The sequence below is a fragment of the Clostridium pacaense genome (genome assembly GCF_020709765.2).
GTDB classification, from domain to species: Bacteria; Bacillota; Clostridia; order Lachnospirales; family Lachnospiraceae; genus Enterocloster; species Enterocloster hominis.
This window is the reverse complement of the sequence record NZ_JAJFEB020000001.1, coordinates 338,587-362,734: the sequence shown is the minus strand read 5'-3', so window position 1 is coordinate 362,734 and position 24,148 is coordinate 338,587. Positions and strand designations below refer to the sequence as shown.

The 24,148-nt window shown below is 51.4% G+C and carries 22 protein-coding genes; 20 read left to right on the top strand and 2 right to left on the bottom strand.

Annotated features, from left to right (window positions below; translation table 11 throughout):
• Nucleotides 1–26 precede the first annotated feature (26 nt).
• From rnhB to LK536_RS31350, 4 genes are read left to right on the top strand one after another with little or no spacing between them, the layout of a single operon-like run.
• Nucleotides 27–686 (top strand): ribonuclease HII, encoded by a 660-nt coding sequence (gene rnhB / locus LK536_RS31365; protein ID WP_008725427.1) that lies wholly within the window; start codon nucleotides 27–29, stop codon nucleotides 684–686.
• The gene (locus LK536_RS31360; protein WP_025482052.1) at nucleotides 679–1,020 is read left to right on the top strand and encodes a YraN family protein; all 342 of its coding nucleotides are present in this window, start codon (nucleotides 679–681) and stop codon (nucleotides 1,018–1,020) included. The genes rnhB and LK536_RS31360 overlap by 8 nt, the downstream gene beginning before the upstream one ends.
• Before the next feature lie 48 nt (nucleotides 1,021–1,068).
• The gene (gene pgeF, locus LK536_RS31355; RefSeq protein WP_025482051.1) at nucleotides 1,069–1,923 is read left to right on the top strand and encodes a peptidoglycan editing factor PgeF; all 855 of its coding nucleotides are present in this window, start codon (nucleotides 1,069–1,071) and stop codon (nucleotides 1,921–1,923) included.
• A 36-nt stretch (nucleotides 1,924–1,959) separates the two neighbouring features.
• Nucleotides 1,960–3,015 carry a suppressor of fused domain protein gene (locus LK536_RS31350; protein WP_227794936.1) on the top strand — a complete coding sequence of 352 codons (1,056 nt, stop codon included), beginning with the start codon at nucleotides 1,960–1,962 and terminating at the stop codon, nucleotides 3,013–3,015.
• A 165-nt stretch (nucleotides 3,016–3,180) separates the two neighbouring features.
• Here the strand turns inward: LK536_RS31350 and LK536_RS31345 are convergent, their stop codons facing one another.
• Entirely contained in the window at nucleotides 3,181–4,386 is a 1,206-nt protein-coding gene (locus tag LK536_RS31345) for a ribose-phosphate pyrophosphokinase (RefSeq protein ID WP_008725437.1), read from the bottom strand.
• 269 nt (nucleotides 4,387–4,655) lie between these two features.
• On the opposite strand from LK536_RS31345, the gene LK536_RS31340 reads away from it, so the two are divergent.
• The 16 genes from LK536_RS31340 to rpsU all read left to right on the top strand — a co-directional run bounded on the left by LK536_RS31340 (nucleotide 4,656) and on the right by rpsU (nucleotide 21,733).
• On the top strand, nucleotides 4,656–4,853 hold the full coding sequence (locus tag LK536_RS31340; RefSeq protein ID WP_008725450.1) for a DUF6472 family protein: 198 nt from the start codon (nucleotides 4,656–4,658) through the stop codon (nucleotides 4,851–4,853).
• Between the two features lie 25 nt (nucleotides 4,854–4,878).
• Entirely contained in the window at nucleotides 4,879–6,207 is a 1,329-nt protein-coding gene (der, locus tag LK536_RS31335; protein ID WP_008725453.1) for a ribosome biogenesis GTPase Der, read from the top strand.
• Nucleotides 6,208–6,229: 22 nt separating this feature from the next.
• Entirely contained in the window at nucleotides 6,230–6,865 is a 636-nt protein-coding gene (gene plsY, locus LK536_RS31330) for a glycerol-3-phosphate 1-O-acyltransferase PlsY (RefSeq protein ID WP_008725454.1), read from the top strand.
• A 24-nt stretch (nucleotides 6,866–6,889) separates the two neighbouring features.
• The gene (locus tag LK536_RS31325) at nucleotides 6,890–7,903 is read left to right on the top strand and encodes an NAD(P)H-dependent glycerol-3-phosphate dehydrogenase (RefSeq protein WP_025482047.1); all 1,014 of its coding nucleotides are present in this window, start codon (nucleotides 6,890–6,892) and stop codon (nucleotides 7,901–7,903) included.
• 246 nt (nucleotides 7,904–8,149) lie between these two features.
• A complete protein-coding gene (locus tag LK536_RS31320) occupies nucleotides 8,150–9,373 on the top strand; it encodes an ABC transporter substrate-binding protein (RefSeq protein WP_008725456.1) in 1,224 nt (407 codons plus the stop codon).
• A 173-nt stretch (nucleotides 9,374–9,546) separates the two neighbouring features.
• Nucleotides 9,547–10,428, top strand: a complete 882-nt coding sequence (locus LK536_RS31315; RefSeq protein WP_008725457.1) for a branched-chain amino acid ABC transporter permease — start codon at nucleotides 9,547–9,549, stop codon at nucleotides 10,426–10,428.
• Nucleotides 10,429–10,436: 8 nt separating this feature from the next.
• Nucleotides 10,437–11,510: a branched-chain amino acid ABC transporter permease gene (locus tag LK536_RS31310; RefSeq protein WP_008725458.1), complete on the top strand. Its 1,074-nt coding sequence runs from the start codon at nucleotides 10,437–10,439 to the stop codon at nucleotides 11,508–11,510.
• 1 nt (nucleotide 11,511) lies between these two features.
• Complete coding sequence (locus tag LK536_RS31305; protein WP_025482045.1) at nucleotides 11,512–12,270, top strand: ABC transporter ATP-binding protein; 759 nt, start codon at nucleotides 11,512–11,514, stop codon at nucleotides 12,268–12,270.
• Nucleotides 12,271–12,284: 14 nt separating this feature from the next.
• A complete protein-coding gene (locus LK536_RS31300) occupies nucleotides 12,285–12,995 on the top strand; it encodes an ABC transporter ATP-binding protein (protein ID WP_025482044.1) in 711 nt (236 codons plus the stop codon).
• 145 nt (nucleotides 12,996–13,140) lie between these two features.
• The gene (locus tag LK536_RS31295; protein ID WP_227794935.1) at nucleotides 13,141–13,635 is read left to right on the top strand and encodes a hypothetical protein; all 495 of its coding nucleotides are present in this window, start codon (nucleotides 13,141–13,143) and stop codon (nucleotides 13,633–13,635) included.
• 204 nt (nucleotides 13,636–13,839) lie between these two features.
• Complete coding sequence (spoIVA, locus tag LK536_RS31290; protein ID WP_008725461.1) at nucleotides 13,840–15,315, top strand: stage IV sporulation protein A; 1,476 nt, start codon at nucleotides 13,840–13,842, stop codon at nucleotides 15,313–15,315.
• A 166-nt stretch (nucleotides 15,316–15,481) separates the two neighbouring features.
• Nucleotides 15,482–17,083: an MBL fold metallo-hydrolase RNA specificity domain-containing protein gene (locus LK536_RS31285; RefSeq protein WP_331472077.1), complete on the top strand. Its 1,602-nt coding sequence runs from the start codon at nucleotides 15,482–15,484 to the stop codon at nucleotides 17,081–17,083.
• A 28-nt stretch (nucleotides 17,084–17,111) separates the two neighbouring features.
• Nucleotides 17,112–17,594: a ribonuclease HI gene (gene rnhA / locus LK536_RS31280; RefSeq protein ID WP_008725463.1), complete on the top strand. Its 483-nt coding sequence runs from the start codon at nucleotides 17,112–17,114 to the stop codon at nucleotides 17,592–17,594.
• A gap of 105 nt (nucleotides 17,595–17,699) precedes the next feature.
• Nucleotides 17,700–18,563, top strand: a complete 864-nt coding sequence (locus LK536_RS31275) for a lysozyme inhibitor LprI family protein (RefSeq protein ID WP_227794933.1) — start codon at nucleotides 17,700–17,702, stop codon at nucleotides 18,561–18,563.
• Between the two features lie 175 nt (nucleotides 18,564–18,738).
• Nucleotides 18,739–21,402: an alanine--tRNA ligase gene (alaS, locus tag LK536_RS31270; protein WP_235712054.1), complete on the top strand. Its 2,664-nt coding sequence runs from the start codon at nucleotides 18,739–18,741 to the stop codon at nucleotides 21,400–21,402.
• 154 nt (nucleotides 21,403–21,556) lie between these two features.
• Nucleotides 21,557–21,733, top strand: coding sequence for a 30S ribosomal protein S21 (gene rpsU / locus LK536_RS31265; RefSeq protein ID WP_004613829.1), 177 nt, complete (start codon nucleotides 21,557–21,559; stop codon nucleotides 21,731–21,733).
• A 181-nt stretch (nucleotides 21,734–21,914) separates the two neighbouring features.
• Here the strand turns inward: rpsU and LK536_RS31260 are convergent, their stop codons facing one another.
• Nucleotides 21,915–23,660: an Rqc2 family fibronectin-binding protein gene (locus LK536_RS31260; RefSeq protein ID WP_227794931.1), complete on the bottom strand. Its 1,746-nt coding sequence runs from the start codon at nucleotides 23,658–23,660 to the stop codon at nucleotides 21,915–21,917.
• Between the last annotated feature and the right edge of the window lie 488 nt (nucleotides 23,661–24,148).

Below are 24,148 nucleotides of genomic sequence, written 5' to 3'. Positions count from 1 at the left end.
TAGGACGGGACACGGAAAGGCAGACAGTGGCGGCAAGAGTATTAAAGGGTGAAAGACTGGAAAAGGAACTGGCCCGTCTGGAGGCCATGACTGAATATGAAAAAGAGTATGGAAGCAGCGCCTTCATATGCGGTATTGACGAGGCGGGAAGAGGTCCCCTGGCAGGCCCTGTGGCGGCAGGCGCGGTGATTCTTCCAAAGGACTGCCGGATCCTCTATCTCAACGATTCCAAGAAGCTTTCAGAAAAGCGCAGGGAGGAACTGTTTGAGGAGATTAAGGAAAAGGCGGTGGCATGGTCCGTGGGCATTGCGACCCCTGCCAGGATTGACGAAATCAACATCCTCCAGGCCACCTACGAGGCCATGAGGGAGGCGGTGGGCCAGCTTACCGTGAAACCGGATGTGCTGCTCAACGATGCCGTCACCATACCGGACCTTGATATCTTACAGGTACCCATCATTAAGGGCGATGCAAAAAGCCTGTCCATTGCGGCGGCCAGCATCCTGGCCAAGGTCACAAGGGACCACATGATGGCGGGGTACGAGGAAATGTTCCCCGGCTACGGGTTTGCAAAGCACAAGGGCTACGGGACGGCAGCCCATATTGCGGCCATCAGGGAACTGGGACCATGCCCCATCCACAGGAGGACGTTCATCCGGAATTTTGTGGGGCAGACATATGAATAAACGGGAGACAGGCAGCTGCTATGAAGAACTGGCAGCTGTTTGTTTACAGAAAAAAGGTTACCGCATCATTGAAAGGAATTACCGCTGCAGGCAGGGGGAAGTGGACCTGGTCTGCCGTCACGGAAGGTACCTGGTGTTCGTGGAAGTCAAGTACCGTTCCAGCGGCCGCATGGGCGGGCCGCTGGAGGCGGTGAACCGGGTCAAACAGGAACGCATCCGTGCCGCAGCGGTTTACTATATGTTCAGCCACAACATCCCGGAGGACTGTCCCTGCCGTTTTGATGTGGTGGGAATCCTGGGGAATCAGGTGGAACTGATCCAGGATGCGTTTTAGCAAAGCCTGTCCGGCGGGCAGGGATATAAGGAATCAGGAGGGAATGCCATGTCAATTAACTGGATATATAAGGACGACAGGAAGGTTTTCAGCAACGTGGAGCGCGGCGGTGTGCCATACCTTTCTTTTAAGGCGCTGGAGGACACGGGGATGGTGGTAAACGGCTTCTCCACCCGTCTGGGCGGGGCCAGTAAAGGCCGGTTCGCCACCATGAACTTTTCCTACAGCAGGAAGGATGACCCGGCGGATGTGCTGGAGAATTTCACGCGGATGGCGGATGCGCTGGGGGTGGAGCGTGACCGCATGGTGGTTTCCTACCAGACCCATACCACCAATGTGCGCAGGGTCACCCGGGAAGATGAGGGGAAAGGCGTCATCCGTGAGCGGGATTATAAGGATGTGGACGGCCTGATTACCGATGTGCCCGGAATCACCCTGGTAACCTTTTATGCGGACTGCGTGCCCCTGTACCTGGTAGATCAGGCCCATCGTGCAATCGGACTCAGCCATTCCGGCTGGAGGGGGACTGTTAAGCGCATGGGCCAGGTGACCATGGACGCCATGAAGGAGGCCTTTGGGACACGGCCTGAGGATCTGACGGTCTGCATCGGCCCCAGCATCTGCAGGGACTGCTTTGAGGTAGGGGAAGAGGTGGCAGAGGCGTTTGCAGAAGCCTTTGATGCCAGATACAGGGATGAATTATACAGCGCCAATGGAAAGCCGGGCAAATACCAGTTGGATCTGTGGAAGGCCAATGAAATCATATTCCGTGAGGCCGGCGTGCCAAAAGAGCAGATACATACCACGAATATCTGCACCATGTGCAACAGTGATTACCTGTTTTCACACCGCAGGGTGGGGGAGGAACGGGGGAATCTGGCAGCCTTTTTAAGTATCAGGTAACTGCCGTGAATCCATTGTGGGGAAGGATGGGATTGTATGGGAAAAGAGAGGATACTGTTGGAGGACAGGTCCCCTGTCTGTGATATCCAGGCATTTGTGGAGGACAACGGGGAATGCATCTATTTTTATCTCTGGGTCCATCCGGGAAGCGGGCATGCAGAAATCAGGAACTGCTGGGTGTGCAACACGGTTCCCGGCACAGAGGACATGGACCATGCCGCCATGAAAAGCGGCAGGGCGCCCAGAATGCCCCTGCCCTTTGTGGCCCATGAACCGGAAGGAATCAGACTGGATGAGGGGGAGCTGTCCCTCGTATGGTTTGAGGAAGGGGACGGGGCGGCCCTGTATGAGGGGGAACGGCTGATTGCGGTCATCCCCGGCTGGTCCGGACCGGATTTTTCCGGGTATTCCATTTACGCAAAGGGCATGGGACCCTTTGCATGGGGGCTTTCAGATGCCCTGGATGTCCTGAAGGCGCGGCTGGACCGGTGCAGGACATACTGGGATGTCATGAACGGGGATTATTTTGGGGAAATGCAGCAGGAACAGCTGGCTGCCATGGAAGCGTTTTTTGGACCATACAAAAAGTACTATGCCATCGACAGGGAGGAGTTCCCGCCCAAAGCCCTGGTTACGGGCGGGAAGGATGGGAATCTGTACGCCTTTACACTGGGCAATGGAGCGCTGGCACAGCCGAAAATAGAAGGATATTACCAGGAAGAGGCGTACAGGTACCGCAGGATTGAATTTGGGGCAGCGTTTCCGGCCGGATGCAGCCAGGAAGGTGTGATGGCCGTGCTGAATTATATGGCAGCCCAGTCCTCTCTTCCCTGGAAGGAAATCAGCTGGCTGGGTCACGGACATACCATTCCCTGCGGCGTGGTGCCGGGATATGAGGCGGTCCTGCTGTTGGATCCGGCCCAGTGCCGGGTCCGCCCAGGCCCTGCTTTTAGCGGCTTTATGGGAGAACCGGTCAACCTGCTGTGGATGATGCTGCTTACGGGGGACGAATATAGAATGGCAAAGGAAGGCGGCGGGGAAAGCCTCCTGGAGAGAAAAGGGGATGACCCGGCTTCATGGAACCTGGTGTAGCCTGGTTTTTGCAAAGTATGAAATACATAAAAAGATGCACGGCCCATTCCATGACAGGTTGGGCCGTGCATCCTTTTATCCCTGCAGCCAGGGCTGCTATCTGTTTGTAATGATACCAGGATCTGTTTGGAAATTCATTCCCGGTCCAGTCACACCGGTCTGTGATTATACCAGTTTCTGGAAATACTCATATCCGCCATTCTGGTATTTCTGTACCAGCTTCTGAATCTTTTCTGTGGGGGAGAGGGAGGCGCTGATGGAACGGTCATGGTTCAGTGCATTGATGATGGCCGCAATGTACTTGCTCATATCTGCTTCCAGATACCAGTCCCTCTTTAACAGGTCAGGCGTGCGGTAATTCAGGTTGGTGGTGATGACATAATCCAGATAACCCTGGGTATGGAATTCATCGAACTTCTCAAGGCCGTTGGTGAAGAGTCCGAAGGTGCAGCATACGATGACCTTCTCCGCCTTGCGCTCCTTTAACTCCTTACAGGTATCCAGCATGCTCTCGCCGGAAGATATCATGTCGTCAATAATCAGCACGGTTTTTCCTTCCACGGAAGAACCAAGGAATTCGTGGGCAACTATGGGGTTGCGTCCTCCGATTACCTGGGAGTAGTCCCTGCGTTTGTAGAACATGCCCATGTCAACGCCCAGGTTGTTGGCCAGGTAGACCGCCCGGTTCATGGCGCCCTCGTCCGGGCTGATGATCATCAGGTGTTCCTTGTCAATCTGGATGCTGGAGTCATGGGTGAAGAGGCTTTTGACAAACTGGTAGGTTGGCATGAAGTTGTCAAAGCCGATTAACGGGATTGCATTCTGTACGCGCGGGTCATGGGCATCAAAGGTAATGATGTTCTCCACGCCCATGGCCGCCACTTCCTCAAGACCCATGGCACAGTCCAGGGATTCGCGTTTGCTGCGCTTGTGCTGGCGGCTTTCATATAAGAAAGGCATGATTACATTCACCCTGTGGGCGTTTGTGCAGGCGCCGATGATGCGCTTTAAATCCTGGAAATGGTCATCTGGCGACATGTGGTTGGTATAGCCGCTTACGGTATAGGGGATGCTGTAGTTCATTACATCCACCATGACGAAGACATCTGCGCCCCGGACGGATTCTCCGATAACAGCCTTGCCTTCCCCGGTACCGAATCTGGGGCAGCTGCATTTTAACAGGTAAGAATCCACGTCATAACCGCGGTAGTGAAGGTCCTCCTTGCGGCGCATAAGCTCTTCCATGTCATTGCGTCTGAACTGTACCACGTGGTCGTTTACCTTGGATGCCAGGTCCTGGCAGCTTTCCAGGGCAGCGATTTTCAGGGGCGCAACCGGAAGGGAATCTTTAAATACGAAATTGTTAGCCATGATAGCTGTACTCCTTTGTCAAATAAGTAAATAATTACTAATTTTCATATGTCTGCATATTATCACATATGATTTATACCATTTTTTATTTGACCGGGTCAAGGGGTTGCAGATATTTCCTCAAAAAAAACAAAACATTTTCCTAAAAAGAACTTGTCATTTACAAAAAAGGGCAATATTGTTATTATATAAGTTAAAAGACTTTACAAGTAAGGACACGTATAGTAAAATCAAGCGGATGCAATTTTATCTGAAGGGTATGGTACGCAATGGAATCAGGCAGGAAGCCGGGCAGGACCAGCTGCGAGTGCTGTGGCAATTATGTATATGATGAGGATAATGATTACTATATCTGCGAAGTGAATCTGGACGAGGACGAGATGGGCCGTTTTTTAAGTGACACTATGTATGCCTGTCCTTATTACCAGTCTGATGATGAATACAGGATTGTAAGGAAACAGATATAGGATGCTTTGAAAGAGAGGAAATGACATGAGTAAACCAGTGGTAGCGATTGTGGGCAGGCCCAATGTGGGAAAGTCCACGCTGTTCAATGTGATAGCAGGAGATACCATTTCGATTGTAAAGGATACGCCGGGGGTTACCAGGGACAGGATTTATGCGGACTGTACCTGGCTGGATATGAATTTCACACTGATTGACACGGGCGGGATTGAGCCGGATACAAAGGATATCATCCTTTCCCAGATGCGGGAACAGGCCGAGATTGCCATCTCCACTGCAGATGTAATCATCTTCATCGTGGATGTGCGCCAGGGCCTGGTGGATTCGGACGCCAAGGTGGCCGACATGCTGCGCAAATCCCGCAAGCCAGTGGTGCTGGCGGTAAACAAGGTGGACAGCATAGCCAAGTTCGGCAATGACGTATATGAGTTCTACAACCTGGGTATCGGCGAACCGGTTCCCGTATCAGCTGCGTCCAGGCTGGGAATCGGCGACCTTCTGGATGAGGTGGTGAAGCATTTTGACGGGGAGAAGATAGAGGAGGAAGAGGACGACCGCCCAAGGATTGCGGTTGTGGGCAAGCCCAATGTGGGCAAATCCTCCATCATCAATAAGCTGCTTGGGGAGAACCGGGTCATTGTAAGCGACATCGCGGGTACCACAAGGGATGCGGTGGATACGGAGATTGTGTACAACGGCACGCCGTATGTGTTCATCGACACGGCTGGCCTGCGCCGCAAGAGCAGGATTAAGGAAGAACTGGAACGCTACAGCATCATCCGCACCGTGACGGCGGTGGAGCGTGCGGACATCGTGGTGGTTGTCATTGACGCCGTCGAGGGCGTGACGGAACAGGATGCCAAGATTGCAGGTATTGCCCATGAGCGCGGCAAGGGTGTCATTGTGGCCGTGAACAAGTGGGATGCCATTGAGAAGACGGATAAGACTATTTATGAGTATACCAATAAGATAAAAGAAACCCTTTCCTTCATGCCTTATGCAGAGTATATCTTCATTTCCGCGGCAACGGGACAGCGTCTTCCAAAACTGTTCGAAATGATTGACGCGGTGCGGCAGAACCAGAACCTGCGCGTTGCCACGGGCGTGCTGAATGAAATCATGACAGAGGCAGTGGCCATGCAGCAGCCGCCGTCTGACAAGGGAAAGAGGCTTAAGATTTACTATATGACCCAGGTTGCAGTGAAACCGCCCACATTTGTAGTCTTTGTAAATGATAAGGAACTGATGCATTTCTCTTATACCAGGTATCTGGAAAACCAGATCCGCAATTCGTTCGGGTTTAAGGGCACGTCCTTAAAATTCCTTATCCGCGAGCGTAAGTCAAAGGATCAATAAGCACAGCAAGGGGGATAATGGAATGGAACGGATCATATGTTTAGTCATGGGATATGTGTTTGGGCTTTTTCAGACGGGTTATATATATGGCAAGGTCAAGGGGATTGATATCCGCCAGCATGGAAGCGGCAATTCGGGAAGTACCAATGCCCTGAGGGTCATGGGGGTAAGGGCTGGCGCCCTTGTGTTTCTGGGGGATTTCCTGAAAACCGTGATTCCCTGTTTCCTGGTGCGCATCCTGTTCGCATCCCGGCCGGAATATGTCTATGTCCTGATCCTCTATGCCGGATTCGGTGTGATCCTGGGGCATAATTTTCCGTTTTATCTGAATTTCAAGGGTGGAAAGGGCATTGCCGCAACAGCGGGAATCATGTTTTCCCTGGATTGGAGGCTGACGGCGCTGTGTCTGGCTGCATTCATCCTGATTGTGGCTGTCACCAGATATGTGTCGCTGGGATCCCTTGTGGTTTCCACCATTTTCCTTATCTGGAATATCATGATGGGACAGATGGGCGCCTATGGTCTGTCCCAGACATCAAGACTAGAATTTTACGGGGTTTCTGCGGTGATATCCATCATGGCCTTCTGGAGGCACAGGGCCAATATTGTAAGGCTGGTGCAGGGCAGGGAGAATAAGATAGGCGCGAAAAAGCAATAAAATATCAAAATGGACGGTGAAGTTATGGCATCAATCGGTGTAATTGGATCAGGTACATGGGGGACGGCGCTGGCAGTGCTGCTTCATGGCAATGGACATCAGGTGGTAATCTGGTCGGCAATACCAGAGGAAATAAAGGAACTGAAGGCAACCCATGCCCACAGGAACCTGCCGGAGGTGGAGATTCCGGAGGCAATCGGTTTTACGGATGATCTTGAGGAAGCCATGGAGGATAAGGACCTGCTGGTCCTGGCAGTGCCTTCTGTATTTGTCAGGAGCACGGCCAAAAGGATGAAGGCATATCTCCGGCCGGGCCAGGTCATTGCCAATGTGGCCAAGGGAATCGAGGAGCACACCCTTATGACCCTGTCACAGATCATAGAACAGGAACTGCCCGAGGCAGAGGTGGCGGTCCTGTCCGGCCCAAGCCATGCGGAGGAGGTAAGCCGGGGACTGCCCACCACCTGTGTGGCGGGCGCGCATAAGAAGCATGTGGCGGAATTGGTACAGGGGATTTTCATGAGCCAGGTGTTCCGGGTGTACACGAGTCCGGATATCCTGGGGATTGAGCTGGGCAGCGCCTTAAAGAACGTGATTGCCCTGGCAGCCGGTATGGCTGACGGGCTGGGATACGGTGATAATACAAAGGCGGCCCTGATTACCAGGGGGATTGCGGAGATATCCAGGCTGGGAATCGATATGGGAGGCCGGCTGGAAACCTTTGCAGGGCTTACGGGAATCGGTGATCTGATTGTCACCTGTGCCAGCATGCACAGCCGCAACCGACGGGCAGGCATACTGATTGGCAGGGGATACACCATGGAGGAAGCCATGGCGGAGGTGAAGATGGTGGTGGAAGGCGTCTACTCAGCCAAGGCAGCCCTTGCCCTGGCTGAGAAGTATAACGTATCCATGCCCATTGTCGAACAGGTCAATGCCATACTCTTCGGCGGCATGCCGGCCAGGGAAGCCGTGTCAGAGCTGATGCTCAGGGACAAACGGATTGAGAATTCCGGCCTGGAATGGGAAGCGGAATGACAAATGCCATGAAAATTAAGGGAGGGAACGCCTGGATTGGCGCCCCTCCCTTAAAAAATGGGGGCTTTTGCGGTAATAAGATGAATTTGGGCACAAATTTTCGGTCATTCACGAAAAATAACCTATAATTTTTATGAAAAGGTTGACAATCCTCCTGCAACTACCTATAATATAGAAAGCTTTATAAAGAAAGTCCGCGGTTATTCAGACGCGGAAGGGTAAGGAAAAGCAAGAGGAGGAAAAATTATGAAAAAGAGATTATTTAGTCTTGGTCTGGCAGTAGCCATGGCTGCTTCTTTAACGGCATGCGGCGGTTCCAACACAGCAGAGACAACCAAGGCAGCAGAGACTGCCGCGGCATCTAAGGATGCGGCTGGTGAAAGCAGTGAGACAGAAGCAGCGGCAGGCGGCGTGATTAAGATTGGCGGTATCGGACCCACCACCGGCGGAGCAGCTGTATATGGTCTGGCCGTACAGCACGGGGCACAGCTGGCGGTTGATGAGATTAACGCGGCAGGCGGCATCAATGGCTGCACGGTTGAATTTAATTTCCAGGATGACGAGCATGACCCGGAGAAGTCCGTAAGTGCTTATAATACATTGAAGGACTGGGGAATGCAGGCGCTGATGGGCACCGTGACTTCCGGCCCATGTATCGCGGTTGCCGATAAGACGGCTGCTGACAACATGTTCCAGATTACCCCATCCGGTTCCGCCGTGGAGTGTGCGGCGAATCCTAACGTGTTCCGTATCTGCTTCTCCGATCCGGACCAGGGCGCTGCTTCCGCTAAGTACATAGGCGAGAACAAGCTGGCATCCAAGATTGCCGTTATCTATGACAGTTCCGATATCTATTCCAGCGGCATTTATGAGAAGTTTGCAGAAGAGGCTGCTGCCCAGGGGCTTGAGATTGTTGCGGCTGAGGCGTTCACGGCTGACAGCAACAAGGATTTTTCCACCCAGCTGCAGAAGGCTAAGGATGCAGGCGCAGAGCTGGTATTCCTGCCAATCTATTACACAGAGGCGTCCCTGATCTTACAGCAGGCTGACAAGGCCGGTTTTGAGACACAGTTCTTCGGATGTGACGGTATGGATGGTATCCTTCAGGTTGAGAACTTTGACACCAGCCTGGCAGAGGGCCTGATGCTGCTTACACCATTTGCAGCAGATGCAACAGATGACCTGACGGTTAACTTTGTAAAGAGTTACAAGGATGCATACAACGAAGTTCCTGTACAGTTCGCAGCAGATGCATACGATGCAATCTATGCCCTGAAGGCAGCCATGGAAGATGCCAATGTGACCGCTGACATGGATGCAAGCGCTATCTGTGACGCCCTGAAGGCTTCCATGCTGAACATCAAGTTAGACGGACTGACCGGTGAAGGCATGACATGGACCGAGGACGGTGAGCCGCACAAGGCGCCAAAGGCCGTTAAGGTAGTGGACGGAGCATACGCAGCCATGTAAGTATTTCCCATCCGCGGGAAAGTGGACGGGCTATCACAACACAAAACCCAACAGAGGGTTGTCACTATGACAACCCTCTTGTTTATAGTAAGGTTTCATGATATCATAAGTTACAGGATTACGCTGCTTCACAGCGGTAAATCAAAAAAGACTTCAGACAAAGAGGTGCAGGTATGGGCTTTATTAACTATTTAATCAACGGCATAAGCCTGGGCAGTGTATATGCCATCATAGCTCTTGGATATACAATGGTTTACGGCATTGCCAAAATGCTGAACTTCGCTCACGGCGATGTTATAATGATTGGCAGCTACGTGGTATTTGTCACGGTCAGCACCATGGGGTTCCCGCCATTGGTGGGTATTCTTGTGGCGGTCCTGGCATGTACGCTGCTGGGTATGACCATTGAGCGGATTGCGTATAAGCCTTTGCGCGGCGCTTCACCTCTTGCCGTACTGATTACGGCCATCGGTGTCAGCTATCTGCTGCAGAATGTGGCCCTGCTCATATTCGGCGCGGATACGAAGTCATTTACGTCCGTTGTCACCATTCCTGCCATCAAGCTGGCAGACGGACAGATGACCATTACAGGTGAGACCATTGTGACCATCCTTACCTGTATCATCATCATGCTCGGCTTAACCACATTCATCAATAAGTCCAAAGCAGGCCAGGCCATGCTTGCTGTTTCTGAGGACAGGGGCGCGGCAACCCTGATGGGGATTAATGTAAACGGCACCATTGCCCTTACCTTTGCGATTGGCTCAGCACTGGCCGCCATTGCAGGTGTGCTCCTGTGCTCTGCTTACCCCTCCCTTACCCCGTATACAGGCTCCATGCCGGGTATCAAAGCCTTTGTTGCGGCCGTGTTCGGCGGCATCGGCTCCATCCCGGGAGCGTTTATCGGCGGAATCCTTTTGGGCGTGATTGAAATCCTTTCAAAAGCATACATATCCTCACAGATGTCCGATGCCATCGTATTCTCTGTGCTGATCATCGTACTGCTTGTCAAGCCCACCGGTATTCTGGGCAAGAAGATTAATGAGAAAGTGTAGGTGCCGGTATGAAGAGTAATGCAAAACGTAAGACATTCATCAATAATATGATTACATATGGGATTGTAATTGCAGCCTATATCATCATGCAGGTCCTGGTTGGCACCGGCCATGTATCCAGTCTGTTAAAGGGGCTTTTGGTTCCTTTCTGTATCTATGTGATCATGGCGGTTTCCCTGAACCTGACCGTGGGGATTCTGGGTGAACTGAGCCTGGGACATGCAGGCTTCATGTGCGTGGGCGCATTTGCAGGCGCCCTGTTCTCTAAATGCATGAAGGGTTCCATCAATCCCACCCTGAGCCTGGTGATTGCCATTGTAATCGGCGCAGCGGCGGCGGCTGTGTTCGGTATGCTGATTGGAATCCCAGTCCTCCGCCTGAGGGGGGATTATCTTGCAATCGTGACCCTGGCCTTTGGCGAGATCATTAAGAATCTGGTCAATGCCATTTACCTGGGGCGGGATGCCTCCGGTTTCCACATATCCTTTAAGGATTCCATGTCCCTGAAGCTGGAAGAGGGCGGGGAAATCCTCATTAAGGGTGCCCAGGGAATCACGGGCACGCCCCAGGCAGCCACCTTTACCATAGGCGTCATCCTGGTGCTCATTACCCTGTTCATTGTGATGAACCTGGTTAATTCACGTACAGGACGCGCCATCATGGCTATCCGTGACAACCGTATTGCAGCAGAGTCCATTGGCATCAATATCACGAAGTACAAGCTGCTGGCATTTTCCATCTCAGCAGGACTTGCGGGTGTTGCAGGCGTGCTGTATGCCCATAACCTGACCACCCTTACCGCGCAGCCCAAGAACTTTGGATACAACATGTCCATCATGATCCTTGTGTATGTGGTCCTGGGCGGCATCGGAAGCATCCGTGGTTCAGTCATAGCGACGGTCATCCTGTACCTCCTTCCGGAAATGCTCCGGGGACTCAGCAATTACCGTATGCTTATGTACGCAATCGTACTGATCCTGGCCATGCTTTTCAACTCCGCACCGCAGTTCGTGACGATGCGTGAACGCATCATGGACAGGTTTGGCAGGAAAGATAAGAAACCGGCAAAGGAGGCAGCGTAAGATGGCATTACTTGAAGTTAAGAATTTAAGCATTTCCTTTGGCGGCCTCAAGGCGGTTGATAATTTCCAGATAAGCATAGATAAGGGACAGCTCTATGGGTTGATCGGACCCAATGGCGCCGGGAAGACAACGGTATTCAACCTGTTGACCGGTGTTTATAAACCGGATGCCGGCAGCATCGAGTTAAACGGCATCAATGTAACGGGAAGGAAGACAACGGAGATTAACCAGTCCGGCATTGCCAGGACATTCCAGAACATCCGCCTGTTTAAGGACCTGTCCGTGCTGGACAATGTAAAGGCAGGACTGCACAATCAGTACAGATATTCCACGGCAGCAGGTATTTTCCGGCTTCCGCAGTACTATAAGACGGAGAAGCAGATGGATGAGAAGGCCATGGAGCTTTTAAAAGTATTCGGTCTGGATGAAGAGTGCGATTACAAGGCATCCAACCTTCCCTACGGCAAGCAGAGAAAGCTGGAGATTGCCAGGGCCCTTGCCACAAAACCAAAGCTTCTGCTTTTAGATGAACCGGCAGCGGGCATGAATCCCAATGAGACAGCGGAGCTTATGGACACCATCCGCTTTGTACGCGATAATTTTGATATGACAATCCTTCTTATTGAACATGACATGAAGCTGGTAAGCGGCATCTGTGAGGAACTGACCGTGCTGAACTTCGGCCAGGTACTGTGCCAGGGACCTACCAGCACCGTGCTTCACAATCCGGAAGTTGTCAAAGCATATCTTGGTGAATAGGAGGAGAGGATAGTATGGCTATGCTTGAAGTCAGGGACCTGGAAGTCTATTACGGCGTGATCCAGGCCATAAAAGGAATCTCCTTTGATGTGGACCAGGGAGAAATCGTGGCGCTGATCGGGGCCAACGGGGCAGGTAAGACAACAACCCTGCATACCATTACCGGGCTGATTAATGCAAAATCCGGTAAGATTGTTTATGAAGGTACGGATATAACCAAGGTTCCCGGATATAAGCTGGTGGGCATGGGAATCGCCCATGTGCCTGAGGGAAGACGTGTGTTCGCAACCCTCACCGTGCTTCAGAACCTGAAGATGGGGGCTTACACCAGGAAGGATAAGGAAGAGATGGAAGCAACCCTTAAGATGGTGTACAGCCGCTTCCCGCGCCTGGAGGAGCGTAAGAACCAGCCCGCAGGAACCCTGTCCGGCGGCGAGCAGCAGATGCTTGCCATGGGAAGGGCGCTTATGAGCCATCCCAGGATGATTGTCATGGATGAGCCTTCCATGGGCCTTTCCCCTATCTATGTGAATGAGATATTTGATATCATCCAGAAGATTAACGGGGACGGCACTACCGTGCTCCTGGTGGAGCAGAATGCCAAGAAGGCCCTGTCCATTGCGGATAAGGCGTATGTGCTTGAGACAGGGAACATTGCGCTCAGCGGCGATGCAAAAGAACTGATGAATAACGACCAGGTGAAGAAGGCATACCTGAGCGAATAAAGGATATAAAAAGATGAATGAAAGGGAGCGGGATTGATACAGGATTCTGCTCCTTTCCATATTCTGAAATCCACTCTTGAAATCCCTGCGTGATTATGCTATATATAATTTACGGCCGGAATAAATATTTGAAAGGAGTGAGGCGATGCTTGACAGACAGGACTTGGAAATGATCCGTCTTGTTATGAAGGAAGAGATAACTGCATCAGAGATGCGCATGGAGGACCGGATGGATGCGCGGTTCGAGGAGCAGGAGAAGTGGATAGACGCGCGGTTCGAGGAGCAGGAGAAGCGTATAGACGCCCGTTTTGAAGAACAGGAGAAACGGAACGATGCCCGTTTCGAAGAACAGGATGAGTGCTTTGGAAAACGGATGGAGATGCGGTTTGCCGAAGAGCGTGAATGGCTGGAGAAGCATTTGGACAAGCGTTTTGCTGCGTCCGAGAACCTGATACTGGGCGAATTGGACCGTATCCATATTAAGCTTCAGGATCAGCTGGATGACATGAAGCAGAGACTGGACGAGATGACCGAGTATTACAGGATTAAGAAACTGGATGATATTAACGGGGCTCTTTTACTGCAGATGATACAGGAAGTGGAGCGCAGAGTGGAGGCTCTAGAAAAGAAATCAGCATAGCCAGCCCGGGAGTCAAACTTTGGCTGGCTTATATACCTATCTGTTTATCGGATTGATTCAATGGATTTGATGCCGTCTGCGGCAATTCTGGATTATATATCCCATATTTTCACTGATAATTCAATAAAAAAACATCCGCAATTCTTTATCATACCCATAATTCCCTGTGCATATATTATAAAAGCATAGCAAGGGGGTATATTTATGGACAATTTTAATGTATACAAGGATATTCAAGCGAGAACAGGCGGAGAGATATACATAGGCGTGGTAGGTCCGGTGCGCACAGGTAAATCAACGTTCATCAAGCGGTTCATGGAACTTTTGGTGCTTCCTGCAATGGAGGATGATAACCTGCGCAATTTAAGCCGTGATGAACTGCCCCAGAGTGCTGCCGGAAAGACCATAATGACAACAGAACCCAAGTTCATCCCCAAGGAAGCAGCCAAGATTAATCTGGCCGATGGGATTGAAGCCAAGGTAAGGCTGATTGACTGTGTGGGCTTCATGGTGGACGGGGCCGCAGGCCATGTGGAAAACGGCGAGGAACGCCTGGTGAAGACACCCTGGTTTGATTACGACATCCCTTTTACCCAGGCCGCGGAACTGGGAACCAGGAAGGTCATCAATGACCACTCCACCATAGGAATCGTGGTGACCACGGATGGCAGCATAGGGGAAATAAAACGTCCCGGATACATAGCGGCTGAGAAACAGACGGTTGATGAACTGAAAAAGCTTGGGAAACCATTCGTGGTCCTGCTCAATTCCATGAAGCCCTACTCCGATGAGACAGCCAAGCTGGCCAAGGAAATGTCGGAAGGATACGGTGTATCCGTGCTTCCGGTCAACTGCGAACAGCTGAAAAAGGATGATGTTTTCCATATCCTGGAGCGGGTATTGAAGGAATTCCCGGTCACGGAGATGGACTTCCATATTCCTAAGTGGCTGGAAATCCTTCCTGCCACCCACTGGCTGAAGGCACAGGTCATCCAGGCTGCCAGGGGGGTCATCCAGAAGGTCAGCCATATGAAGGATGTGGCCGGTGAACTGTCTGGACAGAACACGGACACCATACGCTCCATGAATGTAAAGAATATGCAGATGGCGGACGGACGGGTGGCCGTGCAGGTGGATATGGATGACAGCTATTATTACCAGATCCTCAGTGACTATGTGGGACTTCCCATTGAGGGGGAATACCAGCTGATGCAGACCTTAAGCAGCCTGGCCAATATGCAGAAGGAATACGAAAAGGTCCAGAACGCCCTGACCCAGGTACGCCTTAAAGGTTACGGGGTAGTGACGCCGGAACGCTCTGAGATTGTCCTGGATGAACCCCAGGTCATCAAGCATGGCAACAAGTATGGTGTGAAGATGAAGGCGGAAGCCCCCTCCATCAACCTGATTAAGGCCCATATAGAGACAGAGATTGCGCCAATCGTGGGCAGTGAACAGCAGGCCCAGGACCTGATTGCCTACATTAAGGAAAATGCCAGGGACAGCGATGACGGAATCTGGAACACCAACATTTTCGGTAAATCCATTGAGCAGATTGTGGAGGATGGGATTCAGGCAAAGGTCTCACAGATGACGGAAGACTGTCAGCTTAAGCTTCAGGATACCCTGCAGAAAATCATCAATGACAGCAACGGCGGGATGATATGCATCATTATCTGAAATCAACAGTTACCCGTCGGTGTGTTGAAAGCATGACAGGTTTTAGGAAATTGTGTAAATATAGCGATACTATTTGCATTCATACCGAGAACATGGTATACTGTAGCCAGAATTGACAGAATATTTATGCGGCGGGACTATATTATACGCAGAGGGGAGAATGCAGATGAGACTAACATTTATCGGGGCGGATCATGAGGTGACTGGAAGCTGTCATTTTCTGGAAGTAGGGGAAACAAAGGTATTAATCGACTGTGGCATGGAACAGGGAAACAATGTCTATCAGAACGCGGAACTTCCTGTAAGCTACCGTGAAATCGACTATGTATTCCTGACCCATGCCCATATCGACCATGCGGGCATGCTGCCCTGGATTTATGCAAGGGGGTTCCGGGGCCGGGTGATAGCCACCTATGCAACCGTTGACCTGTGCAATATCATGCTGAAGGACAGCGCCCACATACAGGAGATGGAGGCCGAGTGGAAGAACCGAAAGGCGCGCCGTGCAGGCCGCACCGAGGTGGAGGCCCTTTATACCATGGAGGATGCCGAAGATGTGCTGAAGCATTTTGAAGGGGTGGCTTACGGGCAGGAATTCAAACTCAATGATAACCTGACCCTGCGTTTTACGGATGTGGGGCATCTGCTGGGATCTGCATCCATAGAGATATGGGCTTGCGAGGGAAGCCATACTAAAAAGATTGTATTCTCCGGGGACATCGGCAATAAGAATAAGCCCCTCATAAGGGATCCGCAGTATATTGACGAGGCGGATTATGTGGTGATGGAATCCACCTATGGCAACCGCTACCACAAAAAAGGCGTGAACCATGTGGAGAGCCTGGCCCGCATCATCCAGGAGACCCTGGACCGCAGCGGCAATGTGGTAATCCCTGCCTTTGCAGTGGGACGTACCCAGGAACTGCTGTATCTGATACGGCATATCAAGGATGAAAAGCTGGTCAAGGGACATGACGGCTTTGACGTCTATGTGGACAGCCCGCTGGCAGTGGAAGCCACCCATGTGTTTAAGGAAAACATGCTGGAATGTTATGACGATGAGACAAAGGCGCTGGTGGAAAAGGGGATCAACCCCATTGACTTCCCTGGGCTTAAGCTTTCCATTACCAGTGAGGAATCGAAAAACATCAACTTCGATATGACGCCCAAGGTAATCATATCCGCGGCCGGTATGTGCGATGCGGGCCGTATCAGGCATCATCTGAAGCATAATCTCTGGAGGCCGGAATGCTCCATTGTTTTTGCCGGATACCAGGCAGAGGGGACCTTGGGGCGCCTGATTCAGGACGGTGCACAGACCGTGAAGATCTTTGGCGAGGAGATTGATGTAAGGGCCCATATTGAGAATATTGAAGGAATCAGCGGGCATGCTGACAGGGATGGCCTGCTTACATGGATATCCTCCTTTGAGAAACGGCCGGATTATGTGTTTGTGGTCCATGGCGATGAGGAGTCCTGCACCGCATTTGCGGATATGCTGGATACCCAGCTGAAACTGAAAGCCAGGGCGCCTTTTTCCGGTTCGCAGTTTGATTTGATCAGGGGATGCTGGATTAAGGAAGCTGAGCCTGTACTGATTGAGAAAGAGACGGAAGCCAGACGCAGGGCAACGGGTGTCTATACACGTCTTGTGGATGCGGGGAAGCTTCTTATGGATGTGATTAACCGTAACCAGGGAGGGGCCAATAAGGATTTAACACATTTTACAGAACAGATACTGGCCCTCTGCGATAAATGGGCCAGATAAGGACAGTGAGGACAGGAGACAGTAATACATGAGTAAAGTACAGATTTATACGGATGGTTCAGCCAGAGGGAACCCTGACGGCCCGGGAGGCTATGGGGTAGTGCTGCATTTCACGGACAATAAGGGACAGCTGCATGAGAAGACCCTGTCCGGCGGATACGTGCGCACGACCAACAACAGGATGGAGCTGATGGCTGCCATCATGGGACTGGAGACGCTGAACCGGCCGTGCCAGGTAGAGTTGTATTCCGATTCCAAGTACCTGACAGATGCATTTAACCAGAGATGGATTGACAGCTGGATTGCAAAGGGATGGAACCGCGGAAAAAGCGGTCCTGTCAAGAATATTGACCTGTGGAAACGGCTTCTGAAAGCAAAGGAGCCCCATCAGGTCACCTTTATCTGGGTAAAAGGACATGCAGGCCATCCGCAGAACGAGCGCTGCGACCAGCTGGCAACTTCGGCGGCTGACGGTGATGACCTGATGGTTGATGAGGGACTGGAAAGCTGATTTCTTACGTATCTCTTACAATCTATTACTCCTTTCATCTGCATATTCCCTTTCCTGTTTTTTTGTGATAATGTAGTGACAAGAACACAGCAGGGAAGTGTGACGATGAAGGATAAACGAATATGGATTGTAATTATCTGCATCCTGGTGATAGGGACCGGGGTCACCCATTATACCAAGTACTACGTAAAAAGCCAGGCAACAGCCATGGATACAGCAGCAACAACGGCTGGCGAGATGCCTGCAGGAGCACCTTCCCCTGCATCTGCATCTGAAGTGAAGGAAGAGGAACAGAAGGCAGGGAAAGCCGCAGAGGTTTCCGCCCCCATGGACAGGAGCCTCAGTGCTTCCCCGGCAGCAGGAGCCGGGCCAGGCGCCGCATATGCCTCCTCCCCTATGGAAGACAGGGCAGAAGCCCAAGCCGCGGCAGAGGAGACTGCTGCATCGGATGAGGACGGTGTCCAGGCGGTCCAGATATATTCGGAAGATGAAGTGCCTGTGGAACAGATGCCCATATCACCGCTGACAGGTGCAAAAGAGACTGAATCAAAGATGCTCCTCACCATAGATTACAGGCAGCGCCTGATGGACCTGGATTCGCAGATACAGAAGATGCGCGAGCAGGAGACGGATTCCAATGTCTATTCCATCAAAACCTCAGCTGAAACCGAACTTAAGATGTGGGAAGGGGAACTGAATACCATTTATAATGCACTCCTTGAGCTTCTGCCCCAGGAAGATGCGGCCAGGCTGGCTGCAGAACAGCAGGAGTGGCTGAAGACCAGGGAGACAAAGGCTGCAGAGAACACAGGTAAAAGCGGCGGTTCGGTGGAACGGATCGGATATGCGGCAACCCTGGCAAGCCTTACCAGGGACAGGGCGTATGAGCTGGCTGGCAGATATGAGCAGGCCAACGGCCTTCCTGCCCCGGTGGAAGAGGAAACCACGGATGCCGTATCCGGGCAGTAGGCGCTCACCCCGGTTATCTGATATGCCTGGCAGGGAAAGGGAATGCATAAAGTAATGGATAAGCGGGAAAACCAATGGAAAATCCTTGGTTTTCCCGCTTATTTTGTGAAGTGAGTCTTGATAAATATATACCAATATGGTAAAATGACGGTTATGTAATTTATGATGTGATGATATGGAGGAAGATAAAGTGAAAGAACCACAGTACCGCGGCGTGAATGAACTCCGCCGGATGTTCCTTGAATTTTTCGAGAGCAAGGGCCATCTTGCCATGAAGAGTTTTTCCCTTGTTCCGCATAATGATAACAGCCTGCTTTTAATCAATTCCGGTATGGCCCCTTTGAAGCCGTACTTCACCGGACAGGAGATTCCGCCGAGAAAACGCGTGACCACCTGCCAGAAGTGCATCCGTACCGGTGATATTGAGAATATCGGCAAGACTGCCAGACATGGTACTTTTTTTGAGATGCTGGGCAATTTCTCCTTTGGCGATTATTTTAAACATGAGGCAATTGCCTGGACCTGGGAGTTCCTGACGGAAGTGGTCGGCCTGGATGCTGACAGGCTGTATCCCAGCGTATACCTGGAGGATGACGAGGCGTTTGATATCTGGAACAAGGAGATTGGAATCCCGGCTGAACGCATTTTTAAGTTCGGCAAAGAGGACAACTTCTGGGAGCACGGATCCGGTCCATGCGGCCCCTGTTCCGAGGTATACTATGACAGAGGGGAACAGTATGGCTGCGGCAGCCCGGACTGTACGGTGGGCTGTGAGTGTGACCGCTATATAGAAGTGTGGAACAATGTATTTACCCAGTTTGATAATGACGGACATGGCCATTACACGGAGCTGGAGCATAAGAACATTGATACAGGCATGGGGCTGGAGCGTCTGGCCGTGGTGGTCCAGGGCGTGGATTCCCTGTTTACCGTGGACACCAACAAAGCCCTTCTTGACAGGGTTTGTGAACTGTCCCACACCGAATACCAGAAAGACCATGAGACAGATGTCTCCCTGCGTATTGTGGCAGACCATGTCAAGTCCTGTACCTTCATGATATCGGATGGAATCATGCCTTCCAATGAAGGCAGGGGGTATGTGCTCCGCCGTCTGCTGCGCAGGGCTGCCCGTCATGGAAGGAAGCTTGGGATTGAAGGCAGGTTCCTGGCAGAGCTTTCAAGGACAGTGATTGAACTCTGCAAGGATGGATATCCTGAACTGGAAGAAAAGCAGGTCATGATATTCAAGGTCCTGTCTGAGGAAGAGGATAAGTTTAACAAGACCATTGACCAGGGCCTTATGATTTTGGGCGAGATGGAAGAGGAGATGCAGAAGGAGGGCAGCAGGACACTGTCCGGGACCAATGCATTTAAACTGTATGATACCTATGGATTCCCGCTGGACCTGACCAAGGAAATCCTGGAGGAAAAGGGATACGGGGTGGATGAGGACGGCTTTGACGCTGCCATGAAGGAGCAGAAGGAAAAAGCCAGGAAGGCGCGCAAGACAACCAATTACATGGGCGCGGATGTGACCGTTTACCAGTCCATTGACCCTTCCATCACAACGGAATTCGTGGGTTATGATAAGCTCAGCGCGGTTTCAAGGATTACGGTGCTGACCACGGAGGATGAACTGGTCCAGGCTCTTACGGACGGACAGAAGGGAACCGTGATTGTAGGACAGACCCCATTCTATGGCACCATGGGCGGCCAGCAGGGCGATGTGGGTGTGATTGTCAATGAAAACGGTGAATTTAAAGTAGAAGATACCATACATCTCCAGGGCGGCAAGGTGGGCCATGTGGGTATAATGACAAAGGGTATGCTCAAGGTGGATGACAGCGTGACGCTTTCTGTCTGCGAGAAGAACCGTGCCCTTATCTGTAAGAACCACAGCGCCACCCACCTGTTGCAGAAGGCGCTCCGCCTGGTGCTGGGGGACCATGTGGAACAGGCCGGTTCCTATGTGGACGCGGGCAGGCTCCGTTTTGACTTCACCCACTTCTCAGCCATGACGCCTGAGGAAATTAAAAAGGTAGAGGCACTGGTCAACAAGGAGATTCAGGCATCCCTTCCGGTGGTGACTGAAATCATGACCCTGGAGGAGGCCAAGAAGACAGGTGCAATGGCCCTGTTCGGTGAGAAATACGGCGACTCCGTGCGCGTGGTTGAGATGGGGGATTTCTCCACAGAACTCTGCGGCGGCACCCATGTGGCGAATACCAACAATATCGCTTCCTTCAAGATCCTGTCAGAGGCAGGCATTGCCGCCGGTGTAAGGCGTATTGAAGCCCTTACCTCAGAAGGACTTATGAAGTATTATGAGGAAATGGAGGCAGGACTCCATGAGGCAGCCAAGGCAGCCAAGACAACGCCGGCAGCCCTTACCTCAAAGATTCACGCACTGTTAGATGAGATTAAGTCCCTGAATTCTGAGAATGAGAAATTAAAGAGCAGGCTGGCCAATGATTCCCTTGGGGACGTGATGAGCCAGGTGAAGGAAGTAAACGGCGTCAAGGTCCTGGCGTCCAGGGTATCAGGCGTGGATATGAACGGCCTGCGCAGCCTGGGGGACCAGTTAAAGGATAAATTGGGAGACGGCGTTGTGGTCCTTGTCTCCGAACAGGACGGCAAGGTAAACCTGATGGCTACTGCAACGGATGCCGTACAGAAGAAGGGAGCCCATGCAGGCAACCTGATTAAGGCAATTGCCGGTCTTGTGGGCGGCGGCGGAGGCGGCCGTCCGGGCATGGCCCAGGCAGGCGGAAAGAACCCGGCAGGCATTGAGAATGCCCTTAAGAAAGCAGTTGAAGTGGTGGAAGAACAGACGAAATAAGTCTTATCTTTAAAAAAATGCAAAATAACTGCAAGAAATATCATTTTTTTCTTGACGTACGGTATTTTTATGCTATAATCATAGCAGTGCTAAAAATACCCAAACAGTTGTATTATGCACAATTACACAACTGGAGGGAGGTTAGGTGTGAGCGATGTCAAACGTAATTGTTAAAGATAACGAGACCTTAGACAGTGCTTTGCGCAGATTCAAAAGAAACTGTGCGAAGGCTGGCATTCAGCAGGAAATTCGTAAGAGAGAGCATTACGAGAAGCCAAGCGTAAGACGTAAGAAAAAGTCTGAAGCTGCCCGTAAGCGTAAATTCAACTAATTCACAGCATGCACTGCGTGAGTCTGGTTGTCAGAGGTAAGTAAAATCAGCTGGCTGTTATGGAAACATAACAGCCAGCTGTTTTTGCCGTGCGCCCTGCGGCGCACGTTTTTTTAGTTTTTTAAGTTCCTGCTTTTCCGGTCCGGGAATCCTTTATCTGCTCCTGTTCACCCAGGCCATATCAGTCCGCTTCCTTAAGGCTGCAGGAAGGCGTTGCCACCAGTGAATAGTTGGTGTGGTAGATAACAAAGCCGGGGGCTGAACCAGCCACCTTTTTAATATTCTTCTTCTGTATATAGTCAATCTCCACCTTATCATTATCCCGTCCCTTGGAATAATAGGCGGCCAGGGCGCCTGCTTCCTCAAACACCCGGTCCGGAAGGTCTGTTTTCCCCTCAGACTTAACAATCACATGGGAACCGGGGATTCCCTTGGCGTGGAACCACCAGTCATTGCCCGTGGCAACCTTGAAGGTCAGTTCCTCATTCTGGTAATTATTCTTGCCCACGTACATATGATATCCATCGGAAGAGATATAATGGAAGGGCCTGCTGGTAATCCTGGGCTTCTTGTCACCGGACCTGCGTTTCTTGATATAACCGTATTCCATCAGTTCCTCTTTAATCTGGACCAGGTCATCCTCCTTAAGGGCGATATCCAGGGCTGAACTGATGGATTCCAGGTGGTCAATCTCAGCCTTTGTCTCCTTTGTCAGGTCGGTTAAGGCTTCATAGGTACGTTTCAGCTTGTTATATTTGTCAAAATGCTTCTTGGCATTATCCTTGGCAGAAAGCTGGGAATCCAGGGGGACCGTGATTTCCTCATTGGTATAGTAATTCAGGCACCGGAGGGACTTCTCGCCGCCTTGAAGTTCATACCCATAAGTATTAAGGAGTTCCCCGTAGATACGGTATTTCTCGCGCTTCTCCGTGTCACCCAGCTGCTTTAGCTGCAGATCGTACTTTTTATAGTTGCGCTCCAGGGCTGTCTGGACAATCCTGCGAAGGTCCGAGGATTTCTGCCTGATCCTGGTCACCGTGTCCCGTGACGCATAATAATTTTCAAGAAGCGCGCTGATGGAGGCCACATGTTCCAAATGGTAATCAGCCCCTTCATAGCAGGTAAGGGGAAATGCCGCATATTCCACAGGTCCATCCACGTCATGGACAATGGCCGGTGAAAAGTTACCGTCCCGCACATCCTCCATCACCAGGCTGAAGGTATGGTACAGATGCACCAGCTCTGCCTCTGAAAGCTGATTGGCCGACTGGTCGGAATCAATGGAGGCCAGGTGGCAGATTTCCTCCGCCATAATGGGGCTGATTCCGGTAAGGCGGTTATACAGCGCCTTCTGCACGGTCATGGGGGCATTCCCCATCAGGCCTGCAAATTCCTCCTGGGAAACCGTAAGGGGATTCTCCTTAGCCACGGTCTGCGGTATGAAATACTCCCTGCCCGGCAGCACCTCGCGGACCGAGCTGACCTGGGCCGATACATGTTTGATGCTGTCGATGATGGTCTTATCCTCTTTACAGAAAATAATATTACTGTGCTTACCCATAATCTCCACAATCAGCTTTTTTCGGCACAGATCCCCCATCTCATCCAGATGTTCCAATTCAAACTCAATAATCCGTTCCAGCCCGGGCTGGCTGATACCCACAATCCGTGCGCTCCCGATATGCTTGCGCAGCAGCATGCAGAAATTCGGGGCAGTCATAGGGCTGGGCTTATTCTTATCCGTAAGATAAATCAGCGGCAGGCTTGCGCTGGCTGATATCTGAAGCCTGTAATTTTCCTTGTTATTCTTGATGGCGATAAGCAACTCATCCTTTTCCGGCTGGGCAATCTTAGAAATACGCCCTCCCTCCAGGGTATCCTTAAACTCATGCACCAGACTGGCAATGGTAATTCCGTCAAATGCCATAAAATCTCACTCCTGTCAGGCCCGATTTGGCATAAAGCAAAAAACAAAACCAAAATCACCCTTATGCCACGGCCATTGACTATAAGAATAACATAAAAAATCCAATAAGAAAAGGCCAACCTACGCCAGCTCCCCGAGCTTCCCCAAGCTATTTCCCCCATGCATGAAGATACAGCAATCAGAAACACCCAGTGGGTGAGGAAGGGAGCCGGAGAAGGGGGATGCATCTACAGGAGTGTTAGAATCCCTTAGGCTGTGGGAACCGGCGTTAAGAGGCAGGCGCCCTTTGTCTGAGCCCAATACCAAAATTCATGCGATAGCCAAAGCGCGAGTTTGGGCAGCCGGCCTCTTGTCCTTAGCCGGTTTCCAGAGCCTTAGGGATTCTCGCTCCGCAGCCGCATCCCCCTTCTCCGGCTCCCTTCCTCACGGACGGATGCACCTCCCCGTCATCCCATACAACCCCATCCCCAATCATTTCCTTGACTTGA